Genomic DNA, 12,986 nt, shown 5'->3' on the forward strand with positions numbered 1-12,986 from the left:
CTGCGGGGTCTCAGCCATTCCTCTACTTCCCGCAGGAGTTGAGTTTCTTCCGCTCCATTCCACTATAGAGGTAGAAGTGAAGTCAAGAGCAACAATCTTTGTGAAAACAGCTATTAGTACGAAAAGGGACTCACCCCTGATCACAGGAGAAAGTCCCTATCTAAAAATTATTTCACTTTTTGTCCTTCAACATACTCAATTAACTGTTCCTCTGCATCTTTTGCAATATGACCAATTGCTTTTGCAATCGCCGTAGCTTTTTCTTCTTTCACAAGCCATTTCGCCAGAGCCTTTATTGTGCTCATAAAGTCTTTTGCAACGGTTTTGCTCATTGGATCATAGAGTGAAGGGAGGTCTCTTAAGCATACTTGCTTCCAGAAATCTTCGTCACATGCATCCCAGCTGTCAACTGCATGTCCTTCTAGAATTTCTCTTAAATCGAATAAGCAGTTTCGATATTTTCGTAATGTGAGGTCTGATTTCCCATCTGTTTTTTCCTTGAAAAACGTAACAAGGTCTTCTGAATAAAAGGTATTTACTGTTGATGGAGTGAATCCTAATAATTCATAAACAGGGATATCTTCTTCTTTAACGAGTGTTTGTCCTTCACTTGTCGAGACAATTTCAGTTATGGTTGTGAGACGCTCAGTTCCACCTGTGACAAATGGTGAAAGTGGCAGGCCGAGTTCTTTTCGGACACTGTTGAAATCAGCTGTGATCTCGATTTGCTTGAATTCACGCTGGGCTTGCGTAAATAAATTGTATTCTCTTTGCTGTAAATATGCTTCAACCACATCTGTTTGTCCTTCATTCACTAAGTCTAGTACAGATTTGTCTCCGAATAGTGGAAGCTTCAAATCTAAATCTAAACGTACATCATGGTTAGCGTAAAGCAGCATATATTGTGGAGCACCCTCCGGTATAGAAGCAACTGTGTTTTTCAGCTCAACCGTTTTCGGAACCTCCATTGTTTTCTGTTGCTCATCCTGCAATGTCATGAGGCCTGAATGAAAGACTGATTGTAATTCTTCTATCGTATCCTCTTTAAGGGTGATGTATGTTAACGTATTACCCTCAATTGTGAGTGTTCCAATCACATTGCCAATATTGATTGGTTCTGTTAGTGCATTGTCCGTATATTGATACCAAGCATTCACCCAATTACTTACTTTCAGCTGGTTCTCCCATTTGTCGATTAAAAAGTGAGGCTCAGCTTGGAGCAGATCGAACAGTGCTTGCTGATTAAGGATCTGATATCTATTGATATATTGAGTAATTTCACTTTTTTCGGTGTTTTCCCGAACTTTTGCCATGTTAAAGGCAGCCAACACTTCAGGATAGTAATCCATCATCACTTGTTCGACAGATAGATTCTGTTCTTTTTGAAGCTCTGTTATCACATTTATCGCTTTTTCAATGTTTTCCGGGCCTTGAACGATTCGGACTCCGTTAAAATAGTATAAAGAGTCAAATTGCTCAATCAGAGCGAATGTACTGCTCCAAGGTGCAACCGCGTCTTTAAGGTTTTCCTGAATTTTTGCTAGAGGATATGTTTCATTTGTCAGCATATCCTTGAAAATGACGCTTTTTTCATCATGGTCAACAGCTTGAACCAGCTTTGGAGTCAGAGACTTCCATGTTTGAGCCATCTCAAGTTCATCCTGTGAAAGACGTTTCTCTTGGGTTGAAATAAACCATTCAATCCCACGTAACCCATTTTCATAACGATGGAAAAAGATAAGCCAGAACTCAAAAAATGGGTTCTCATTTTTATTAGATAGAGAGTGCTCAGTTCTTCTTTTAAACTCACTAAATAATTTGTACTGCTGACTTGCAGGCAGCTCTTTATAAATGAAATCCTTTATTTTAAGTGTCAGCATATGCTTTTGCTGATAAAAACGCTCTTCCTTTACTTCGTGCAGTTGAATAACACTTGATTTCTTCATACAGCACTTTTTATATTTTTTCCCGCTTCCGCATATACACGGGTCATTACGTCTTGGTTCCACTTTCATCACCTATCATTCTTTTCTAAACATATTAAGCAGTTTATATTTATACATAGTTTTGGTGTCTAGCTACAGCGCCTAGCCCCGAAGCACAGGATGTGCAAGTGCAGTCGTTGCGACAGGACGTCGCGATCTTAGACTGCCTCGAGGTCATAAGCTAATTTGGAATGGAAGGCAAGGAACGCCTTCTATTCCAAATTAGCTTATTTGCCCGAAGCTGATCAAGGCGCTTCCGCTTTTCTAATCCATTCTCTATATTAAACTAAGTTTTTACGATGAGCAAAGTATACAAAATTTGATTTTAGTCAAGAGCTGAAGTATGTTCAAGTAAATAGGCGAAAACTTAATGAAAAATGAAACTTATCACGTGCTTCAATCGTACTATTTAATAAGAAGTGAAAGTTATCTATAGGAGACGATAATGATGAAGCAAGTTGTCCATTTTTTTATACAATCAACAGCTGCAACCATGTCAACAGGAACAATTTGGTTGGTTAGCTATTTTCCGTTAGATCAAGCGTTTCTTTGGTCAAGTGCATATGCCATAGGGGGAGGGACTGCTGTATTTTTTTCAACAAAGGCGCTCACTCACCAGCATTTCTTAAAGCAAAATCAGTTGTCGAGAAAAGAATATGCCTATATTAAGAGACATCTAAAAGAAGCGGACCAGAAAATAAAACGACTCCGCAAGGCACTTTTTAGCATACGAACGATTTCAACGATAAAACAAAACATAGAGATGTACCGAGTAGTAAATCGAATTTATACCATCACGAAAAAAGAGCCAAAGCGCTTTTATTTAGCTGAATCATTTTATTATTCACATCTGGATTCTCTTGTTGAGCTAAGTGAAAAGTATGCATTTTTAGCTGGCCAGCCTTCGAAAACTAGTGAGCTGTCACAATCATTAACAGAAACACGCCGCACGATATCACAGCTTTCTGACTCATTGGAACAGGATTTACATGATGTGTTATCGAAGGATATATCTCAGTTGAATTTTGAATTGGATGTTGCAAAGTTAACAATCGATAAAACGGTGAAAAAATAAGAGGAGGCACTATTTTATGAGTCATAATCAACTTGATGAGTTGCTATCAAACCCGTTTGGGGAAGAGGAACTTGTTGTAAATAAAGAACCAGAAGCAGAAAAGCCAGCCAAGCTGCTTGATGTTTTACCAGAGGAAAACCGTAAAAAGGCAATTCAGCTAGCTGAACAAATCGATCCGAAAAACCAGCAGGCCATCGCATTATACGGAACACAAGCTCAATCAAAACTATTAAGTTTTTCACACTCTATGCTTGATCATGTCCAAAAAAAGGACACCGGTGAAATTGGACAAATCATTGGAGATTTAATGAAAAAGCTGGAACAAGTGAGTCCTGATGCATTAAAGCCGGAAAAACGCGGGCTTATCTCAAAAATGTTTGGGAAAATCTCTAACTCTGTTCAAGAAGTATTAACAAAATATCAAAAAACAGGCGCCCAAATCGATCGAATTAGCGTCAAACTCGATCATTCCAAAACAGGCTTACTTCAAGATATCCAAGTACTTGAACAGCTTTACGAGCAAAATAAGGAATACTTCCATGCATTAAATGTATATATTGCAGCGGGTGAACTGAAGCTTGAGGAATTGCAAAACAAAACAATTCCTGAACTTAAGAAAAAGGCAGAACTCACACAAGATCAAATGGCCTTTCAAGAGGTTAATGATCTCATGCAATTTGCCGACCGCTTGGAAAAACGGACACATGATCTTGTCTTAAGCAGACAAGTTACCATGCAAAGTGCCCCGCAAATCCGCTTAATTCAAAGCGCAAACCAGGCATTGGTCGAAAAAATTCAATCATCCATCACAACGGCGATTCCACTCTGGAAAAACCAAGTAGCCATCGCACTCACACTACTTCGCCAAAAGGATGCAGTAGAAGCACAGAAACTCGTATCAAAAACAACGAATGATTTACTTCTGAAAAACGCAGAAATGTTGAAGGTCAATACGCTGGAAACAGCGAAGGAAAACGAACGAGGACTTGTCGATGTAGATACATTGAAAAAGGTTCAAGACCACTTGATCTCAACACTAGAAGAAACACTCCGTATTCAAGCAGAAGGACGCGCAAAGCGACTTCAAGCAGAACAGGATTTAGCGCTGATGGAGACGGATTTGAAGAAGAAATTAGCAGGGATGTAGGATAGGAAAAGCCGTGTGCTTGAGTAGCACACGGCTTTTTGGTCTTTAGAACTGTGTTGTGCACGATATCCAGCTCTGCAGCACAGGATGTGCACGTGCAGATCTGGAGAGGGGGGCGAATTTTGGCGAAAATTGTCTAATCGAAAATAAGTTAGTGAAAATCGTAAATAAATTCTTATAATCGAAAATAAGTTAACAGAATCGAAAATAACAAATCAAAAATCGTGAATAAATCTTATTTAAATAGATAGTTTAATTTAATAACCAAGAAAAATACTCGATATTTTATTCCCGAACAAGGGAAAGAGCCTGTTTGAGAATTTCAGATTTCCGTTCTTCTTTTTGTTGTTCATATATTTGTTTAAACTCTTCTGCTTCATCTTCAGGATATCCGTTTTGGGAAAGCTCGATTATGAGCTTTTGATATAACGTCTGGAATTCTTCCTCTGTTTGCTGCTCAATTATTTGTCCTTGAGCAGCATAGCTTTGATAAAGTGTACTCAGTGAATCATCAGGCTGCTCTTTATTTATGTAGGCTTTGAAATCATGAAGTGCTTGCTCAACTAAGGTGTCAATTTGGCTATTTGTTTTTGATTGAAGCTCTTCAAATTTAGTTTGATAATTCGCCTTTATTTCCTCAATTGAATGGGTTTGATTGGTTACTGCAACATGATCAACCTGTGTTTGATAAAAGACTGTTTTATTCGGGGCGGTTAATTCCTTAGTGATTTCACGTTGCGGACTGTGGATGGTGACAGGCTTCTCATTTACATCTCCGAAGGCATATTTACTCCCTAAAAATAAAATAATCAACAAGATAAAAGCAAAAATAGTGACTCTCCTCATATCCATTTTGATCATCCTCCTCTCCTGTTTAGTTTTGTCCATTTCTTTAGGGTTTAATCAAGAGAGGAGGCTTTTATATTTAACTTGCAAAAAAGTAGTCAATGTTAGCGGATGCACATTAGTTTACTAGGGTAGGGACAAGGGACCTGTCCCCGTGGACCACCCAGGAATGCAAAAAAAGAAGCAACAGCTACACTGCTCCTTCTTACACATCCAACTCGTCTTTTTTATGTTTCCCTTTCTTAAATAAACCTTTAACCAAGATAAAGAACACCATAATTCCAGCATACACAAGGAATAGCGCAATATATCCCCATAACCCGACAATCGCATCAGCGAATTCCATATTTCCTCTGCTTGTGATCGCTTGTTGAATTTCGATGGCAAAGACGAGGACGAACATAAACGTTAATGTATATAAAAAAGCAATTAAATGAATACCAATCGAAAACCGTGATAGCCATTTTGAGATCATATAGACAGCGGCGAATGTCACCATTCCAATGATGCCCATAATCCAAAAATGCATGTCTTTGTCTGTCATCTGTAAGCCTAAAATATCATTAATAATGACAATCAATACATCGTGCAAATTGTTCATGATCTCAACAAGAAACAAAATGCCATCCTTCATTTCATCACTCATTTCTACGGAAAATATCTGAATATCTATTATACCAGTTTTTTTACAATAGGTAAGAAGAATATCTGTCCAATTTGGTACATACCTTGTATTACTCAGACAGCGAGGTGTAGCAAATTGAGGAGACGATCCAGAAATCGAATACCACTGATTATTATGATCATCATCGTTGCGTTATTCCTATTTATATCCGTTCGCTTTTTATTTGATTTAGGCAAAAATGAACCTGAGGATGTTATTTCAACATTTTATCACTATGAGCAAGAGGGTGACTTTGGAAGCACATGGGAACTGTTTCACCCTGTCATGCAGGAGCGCTTCTCAAAAAATGCATATGTGACAGAGCGTTCACACATCTACATGAGCCATTACGGGGTCACAACATTTGAGTATGAGATCGTAGATGAAGATGAGATCCAGAACTGGAAAATGGCGGAGGATCAAGAGGCGTTCCCAACAGCGTATAAAATGACCGTTGAACAACATTTTAAAAGTAAATTTGGAAACTTCACGATCTTACAGGATATCTATGCTGTACAACATGAGGGAGAATGGAGAATCGTGTGGGAATATTAAAAGGACCAGAGGGACAGGTTCCTTGTCCCTCCTTGGGACAAGGAACCTGTCCCCTCGGTCCACTTTACATACCATTAAAGATGAAGTACATTCCAACTGCGAATAATAGAATGACAAGAATGATAAGCAGGATGGAAATAATTAAGATGATCCAGCCGGCCACTTTTCTGCCTGTGACGATTAAGTATATACCTAACACGATGGGTCCAAATAAGAAGCCTAAAATCCCCCAAAGCCATGGATTCTTGTTATGCTTTGGAGCATCAATTGCTAAGTATATAGCGATTATAATCGAAATAATAAATCCAAAAGAAAATTCCAAAAATGATCCCTCCCAACAGATGATTTCTATAAAAGAATATGGAATCTTCGTCAAATTATGCCTAATAGATGATATGAAAATCTTGACAACCACTTCTGATAAAATTCCCCATTCTTATGAATTATAACAAAAAATGACATAAAAAAAGCTAGTCCCAACAAAATAGGACTAACTTCCTAACAATCAGTTCGTGCTAGCTGTATTTGCGCTGATTTCAAGATGCTCTTTTAGCTGATCTGATAGGGCTAAACGCTTCTCTTCTGGTACGATGTAGTAGTAGATCCCATCGATTTTAGAGCCGGAGCCTTCTACTTGGAACTGCTCAAGATTCTTCGCAGCTGTTTTATAATTAGCTTGGATGTCCCACATTTCATCAAATGTTAGGTTCGTTTTTACGTTATCACGGACAACACCGAACATATCGCCGAATTTTGTAATAGAGGAGACGTTAGCCCCTTTTTTAATAACAGCTTCAATTACTTTACGTTGACGTTCTTGGCGACCGAAGTCACCGCGAGGATCTTGCTTGCGCATTGTTGTATAGGCTAAAGCTTTTTCACCGTCAAGAGTAACTGTACCTTTAGGGAAGTCAAATCCACTTTGAGAGAAATTCAATGTATTATTTACTTCAACACCGCCAACCGCATCAACTGTATCTTTAAAGCTTTCCATATTGATTTTTACAAAATAATCAACGGGTACATCTAAAAAGTTTTCTACTGTATTAATAGCCATTTCTGTACCACCGAAAGCATAGGCATGGTTAATTTTGTCCTGCTTACCTTTACCGATAATCTCTGTTCTCGTATCACGTGGAATACTCACCATTTGAGTTGTATTCGTATTTGGGTTTACAGTCATTAAAATAAGGGAGTCAGAGCGGCCGCGGTCACCTTCACGTTCATCCACACCCATTAAAAGAATTGAAATAGGGTCTTTATCTTTGAACACAACCTGTTCTGTTCGTTTTCCTGATTTATCACGATCAAGATCTTCTTGAATGCTCGCAACTGTATCAGCAGCAGATTTATATAAATAAAAAGCATAACCACCCGTACCTAAAACAAGTAGGCCAATAACGCTTAAAGTGATTAATAGCCACTTCTTCTTCTTCTTCTTTTTGTACGCCCTCATGTTTTATATCATCCTTTTAGATTATTTTTAACTTATAAAAATTATATTTTGTTGAGACTATTATCACAATTATTTTTTTGTAAAAAAATGTTTCCAATTTATAAGACGAAATAAAAATTCAAATGTTACATTTTATTTTCAGAAGATAGACTTAATTAATATTGAGAAATTTATGTATAACTTTTAAGTGTATTATTGAAAATTACTTATTTCAAAAGAAGATATTAGTATTTAAGTCCTCTTTATATGTGTAACTTGTGCGTAGTTGGCAATTTTCATTTGGTTAGAAGGAATTTTCGTAAGAAAAAATACTAAGTTGTAATAGAGTTGATGACAAAATAGAAATAGTTGAAACTGGAAAATACACAAAAAAATAATGCTTCGATTTTGAATGGAAAATACGTGAGAATAATTATTTAACATGTCTTAACTTTAGATTTAGTAAGAGGTAACCCTTATCAGGAGATAGAAAAGGTAGTCCTGGATGTAGTGTTATTTGAAGTATTTATGTTAAAGGATAACGGGAATGTGGGTATAGAGAATGTAAATGAAATCATTACAAATCGGAAGAACAGAGAATAAAAAAGCTGTATGGGTGATTAAACCGTTCAATCCTCTGGATAATTCAGTTATTTTCTTACTAAGTTTATGCATTTATAAGAGAATGAAAAAAAGTTTGATCTTCTTAGACCAATGGGGGAATTGGCCAAAACTAATATGATGAGAAAATGAAAAGACTTTCTAACAAGTAGTAACTCCGCAAATGAAAAGGGATTTGATGTTTAGTTAAACTATATATTTTACTATTTTGTGAAAAGATAAGGGGTGTATTTTTATTCTAATTAGTTAATAACTGTTTTGAACACAGCAAAATCTTGCTAAGTTAATTTGAAATATATTTTTCATAAAAAAATAATATTTTATTCATTTTTTTTGAAATAAGTGATGTATTATAGATTTAACGGTAAGAAACAAAAAAGTTTGCAGTAATAATATAAGTGTGCCACTTAATTACATTTAAATAACCATTTGATACATCGGGGCATTTCCAAAGATACTATTGGATGACAAAAAAGTTTTGTTTAGCATGAATGAAATTTCCCCTGTTTACTTACATTAATAAGTAATTGTTGGTTTTATTTCTCGAATTAAGTGTCACGATATAGAACAATTCACTAGATAGATGGAACGTATTGGCAGTATTTCATAATGTTCTTATTGACCTTTTACGTTTCAAATGATATTTTTTTTATGATGCTTTGTTAACTGAGTGTTTTAAAAAGAGTACCATCTTAGGTTCTCTATTTTTATGATAGCCATGTTTTAGTATTCGAGGTGATAAGGATGGCAATAAATCGAGCAGAATCAACAATATTTCAAACAAATTCATATCAAAGACTGGCTGTAATACCGAAGGAAACAATATACAATCTATATTTGAAACGTTTTTTCGATCTTCTTTTTGGAACGATTGGATTAATCCTTGCAACCCCTATTGTTTTATTGACTATGATTATAATCAGACTTGAGTCACCAGGGAATGCACTCTTTTTCCAAGAACGAGTAGGATATAAGGGGAAAAAGTTCAATGTCATTAAGCTTAGATCAATGAGAAATGATGCGGAGAAAAATGGAGCTCAGTGGGCTAGCAAGAATGATCCGCGTGTAACCAAAGTCGGGGCTTTTATCCGTAAAACACGTATTGATGAGCTACCTCAGCTGATTAATGTTATCAAAGGTGATATGAGTTTAATTGGTCCAAGACCTGAACGTCCAGAATTTACTGACGATTTTGAGCGTGATATACCAGGGTTTAAAATGCGTTTACTAGTAAAGCCGGGCTTGACTGGATGGGCACAAGTAAACGGTGGATACGATATTTCACCAAAGGAAAAATTAGAATATGATTTAATTTATATAAAAAACATGGGCTTGCTATTAGATCTAAACACTGCATTTAAGACAATAAGAGTTATCTTTACAGGTGAAGGTGCTAGGTAGCTTTGGGGGAAATCTCTAGTATGAAGGTTCTTGTAACTGGCGGTTGTGGATTTATCGGTTCACATATTGTCGATAAGTTAATGGCTGAAAATCATGATGTTTATGTGGTTGATAATCTTGTGACAGGTAATAAAAATAATGTAAATCCAAAAGTGCCAATTATGGATTGTGACATAAATAGTGAACTGATGGAAAAAGTAGTCCAGGATTTTCAACCTGAAGCTATCATTCATCAAGCTGCTCAAGTAAGTGTTGCTCATTCAATAAATGATATGTTGTACGATGAATCAGTAAATATACATGGCTCTTTAAAAATTATTGATTTGGCAAAGAAGTATAATGTAAAGAAAATTGTCTTTGCATCATCTGCAGCAGTTTATGGAAATCCAGTTTCACTACCTGTAGAGCTTGATCACCCTACTAATCCTTTATCTCCTTATGGAGTGTCTAAGCTTTCAGTTGAATATTATTTAAAAATGGCAAAGGAAACATTTGATATTGACTACACGATTTTGCGTTATGCAAATGTTTATGGACCTCGTCAAGATGCAAATGGTGAAGGTGGAGTCATTGCCATATTCTCGGATGCGTTGGCTAAAGGCAATTCTCCAACCATTTATGGAGATGGAATGCAAACAAGGGATTTTGTTTACGTAGAAGATGTAGCTGATGCAAATGTCAGGGCACTGACCATGGGCCATAATCAAATATTAAACGTCTCTTCTAGTGAGGAAATTACAGTAAACAGCCTTTTTGAAACAATGCAAAAAGTTGCAGGAACAAATATAGCTGTAAATTATGAAGAAGAGCGTAATGGAGATATCCGTAAAAGTGTCCTTTGTAACAAAACGACAAAGGAGCAATTAGATTGGGTTCCGAGTACATCCCTATTTGTTGGGCTCCAAAATACAATGAATTATTATAAGTAAAAATATATCTCCCGTCTAAACTAAACCTATCTGAATGATAGGAGTGACGGGAGTTTTTTTCGTAGTAATGGTACGAATTCTAGTGAATTGAGGGAAGAATATGAAGCACATCATCGTGTATTTTCCATATGAATTGCAAGAAAATCCTAAAAGTGGATCTGGTGTAAGACCGAAAAAAATTGTTGAGGCATTTAAAAAATATTGCGAAGAAGAAAAGCTTGAGCTAGTGCTAATATCAGGAACAACAAGTGAAAGGCAAAATAAAATTGAACAATATATGGCTCGTGATGAATATGACAAAGCGCTTTTTTGTTATATGGAAAATAGTACAATGCCGTATTGGTTCACCGATCCTGATCGAAAACCAAGGAACGTAAAGATAGACAGTGGATTTTGGAATGTTTTGAAGCAAAAAAATATACCTATTAGCTTATTCTATAGAGATGTTTATTGGCAATTTGATGATATGTATGTTCCGCCAAAGGGAATTAAGTTCTTGCGTTATCTAATGAGACAGGTATATAAACAAGAATTAAAAACATATCAAAAGTATGTCGATGTGCTCTATTTACCATCTCTAGAAATGAATAAATATGTAGGATGGCAAGGTAATGTGAGTGAGCTTCCACCTGGAATGGAGAAAGTGGACATCAGCAGAAAAAATATGAAGCTGGAAAAACCATATCAAGCTGTTTTTGTCGGAGGGATAAGTGACCAAGTAGGGATGCTTATGCTATTGGAAGCATTTAAAGTATTAAACGAAAATGAACATACCATTAATCTTGAGTTAGTCTGTCGTGAAAATGAGTATAATAATTATGAAGCAATGCAAAAGTACGAGCAATATAATTGGTTAAAGGTGAGTCATTTATCTGGTCAACAATTAGTTGAGGTGTATGACCGTTCACATGTGGCTTTAATTCCAAGGGAAAAAAATGCATATCATGATTTCGCTGTTCCTGTAAAGCTGTTTGAATATCTAGCTTATAATTTGCCTGTTGTGGCTACAGACTGTGATGCCCAAGCACGACTTTTGACAGAAGAGGGCTTCGGTGTCGTATCAAAAGTCGATGCAGCTGAATATGGTAAGGCGATTCTGGAACTCCTACAGCCTGATAAGTACATGAAAACAAAGCAGGCGATTGCGATGAACGCTTGGGAAAACCATAGCTGGTATGCGCGGGTTAGGAAAGTAGCCGACGATATGTTACGTTTAAAAGAAAAGAGGGACAAAGCATGAAAATTGCCGTTTTAGGTCCAGCCAGTAATGTCCATACAAAAAAATTCTTGGATTACTATAATAAGTTAGGCTTTGACATCATAAATATCAGCTTTGACAGTCATGAGGATGATCAAGATCGGTCCCATTGGAAACATGTCAAAACTTATTATTTAAACGTAGGATCTAACAAGTTAACATATTTTTTAACAGTCCCTAAGCTTAAGAAAATATTAAAGGATGAAAAACCCGATATCCTACATGCTCATTATGTTTCAAGTTATGGGGTTATTGGAGCTATGGCGAACTTCCACCCTTATGTTATTTCTGTTTGGGGAATGGATATTTTTGATTTTCCTAAAGAAGGTGCAATTAATACTTATATGGTAAAATATGCACTGAAGTGTGCAGATATGATTGGATCAACAAGTGAAATCATGAAGGTGGAAACTAGCAAGTATACAAATAAAGATATTGAAGTCACACCATTTGGAGTAAACCTGGATGTGTTTAAACCAAATGATAGGAAAAATGAAACAAATCGAACAAACTTTGGGATTGTTAAAACGATGACAGAGAAGTACGGGATTCGTTATCTTTTACAAGGGTATGCCTTATTTAAAGATCAGGTTGATGAGGAAACGTACAAGAAAACACACCTAACAATTGTTGGCGGCGGTCCCTTGCTTGAGGATTACAAAAAATTATCTCAGGATCTTGCTATATCAGACCAAACAACATTCACTGGAAAGATACCACATGATCAAGTTCCAAATAAAATAAACGAGTTCGATGTTTTCTTTGTTCCGTCCACATTGGATAGTGAAAGTTTTGGTGTTGCTGCTGTAGAGGCGCAGGCATGTGAGGTTCCGGTTGTCGTTGCTAATGTTGGCGGACTCCCGGAGGTTGTTCTAGACAATCAAACAGGCTTTGTCATTCCAACTAAAGATGCTCAAGCAATAGCTGACAAAATGGTTTATTTTATTCAGCATCCTGAAGAAGGAAAAGAAATGGGGAAGCTTGGACGAGAGCATGTAGCAAAGCATTACCAATGGGAGGAAAACGCAGCTTACATGGTTTCCCTCTACAAAAAGAAATTTTTATAGAAG

General features: G+C 36.6%; 12 protein-coding genes. 7 read left to right on the forward strand and 5 right to left on the reverse strand.

From position 1 onward, the window contains the following. Positions 1-167 precede the first annotated feature (167 nt). Complete coding sequence (locus AC0L8O_RS24410) at positions 168-2,009, reverse strand: SEC-C metal-binding domain-containing protein (protein ID WP_473445887.1); 1,842 nt, start codon at positions 2,007-2,009, stop codon at positions 168-170. 421 nt (positions 2,010-2,430) lie between these two features. Here AC0L8O_RS24410 and AC0L8O_RS24415 point away from each other — a divergent pair, with 421 nt between their 5' ends. Together AC0L8O_RS24415 and AC0L8O_RS24420 are read left to right on the forward strand one after the other, a co-directional pair. Next, the gene (locus tag AC0L8O_RS24415) at positions 2,431-3,060 is read left to right on the forward strand and encodes a 5-bromo-4-chloroindolyl phosphate hydrolysis family protein (protein WP_473445888.1); all 630 of its coding nucleotides are present in this window, start codon (positions 2,431-2,433) and stop codon (positions 3,058-3,060) included. A 16-nt stretch (positions 3,061-3,076) separates the two neighbouring features. Beyond that, positions 3,077-4,207 (forward strand): toxic anion resistance protein, encoded by a 1,131-nt coding sequence (locus AC0L8O_RS24420; RefSeq protein ID WP_026560958.1) that lies wholly within the window; start codon positions 3,077-3,079, stop codon positions 4,205-4,207. Between the two features lie 285 nt (positions 4,208-4,492). On the opposite strand, the gene AC0L8O_RS24425 is transcribed toward AC0L8O_RS24420, so the two are convergent. Further along, positions 4,493-5,059 carry a hypothetical protein gene (locus AC0L8O_RS24425; protein WP_473445889.1) on the reverse strand — a complete coding sequence of 189 codons (567 nt, stop codon included), beginning with the start codon at positions 5,057-5,059 and terminating at the stop codon, positions 4,493-4,495. 199 nt (positions 5,060-5,258) lie between these two features. Further along, a complete protein-coding gene (locus AC0L8O_RS24430) occupies positions 5,259-5,687 on the reverse strand; it encodes a hypothetical protein (RefSeq protein ID WP_473445890.1) in 429 nt (142 codons plus the stop codon). Positions 5,688-5,813: 126 nt separating this feature from the next. Here AC0L8O_RS24430 and AC0L8O_RS24435 point away from each other — a divergent pair, with 126 nt between their 5' ends. Then, positions 5,814-6,272: a nuclear transport factor 2 family protein gene (locus AC0L8O_RS24435; RefSeq protein WP_473445891.1), complete on the forward strand. Its 459-nt coding sequence runs from the start codon at positions 5,814-5,816 to the stop codon at positions 6,270-6,272. Positions 6,273-6,336: 64 nt separating this feature from the next. On the opposite strand, the gene AC0L8O_RS24440 is transcribed toward AC0L8O_RS24435, so the two are convergent. Then, a complete protein-coding gene (locus AC0L8O_RS24440; RefSeq protein ID WP_198025742.1) occupies positions 6,337-6,594 on the reverse strand; it encodes a hypothetical protein in 258 nt (85 codons plus the stop codon). A gap of 183 nt (positions 6,595-6,777) precedes the next feature. Beyond that, positions 6,778-7,728: a polyisoprenyl-teichoic acid--peptidoglycan teichoic acid transferase TagU gene (gene tagU, locus AC0L8O_RS24445; RefSeq protein ID WP_473445892.1), complete on the reverse strand. Its 951-nt coding sequence runs from the start codon at positions 7,726-7,728 to the stop codon at positions 6,778-6,780. Between the two features lie 1,344 nt (positions 7,729-9,072). Between tagU and AC0L8O_RS24450 the strand changes: the two genes are divergently transcribed. From AC0L8O_RS24450 to AC0L8O_RS24465, 4 genes are all read left to right on the forward strand, one after another. Then, positions 9,073-9,729, forward strand: a complete 657-nt coding sequence (locus AC0L8O_RS24450) for a sugar transferase (RefSeq protein WP_078431854.1) — start codon at positions 9,073-9,075, stop codon at positions 9,727-9,729. Positions 9,730-9,749: 20 nt separating this feature from the next. Further along, complete coding sequence (locus tag AC0L8O_RS24455; protein ID WP_473445893.1) at positions 9,750-10,658, forward strand: NAD-dependent epimerase/dehydratase family protein; 909 nt, start codon at positions 9,750-9,752, stop codon at positions 10,656-10,658. A 100-nt stretch (positions 10,659-10,758) separates the two neighbouring features. After that, positions 10,759-11,898, forward strand: coding sequence for a glycosyltransferase (locus AC0L8O_RS24460; protein WP_473445894.1), 1,140 nt, complete (start codon positions 10,759-10,761; stop codon positions 11,896-11,898). After that, positions 11,895-12,983: a glycosyltransferase gene (locus tag AC0L8O_RS24465; RefSeq protein ID WP_473445895.1), complete on the forward strand. Its 1,089-nt coding sequence runs from the start codon at positions 11,895-11,897 to the stop codon at positions 12,981-12,983. The genes AC0L8O_RS24460 and AC0L8O_RS24465 overlap by 4 nt, the downstream gene beginning before the upstream one ends. Positions 12,984-12,986: the final 3 nt, after the last annotated feature.

The organism is Metabacillus sp. KJ11-3, from assembly GCF_055808295.1.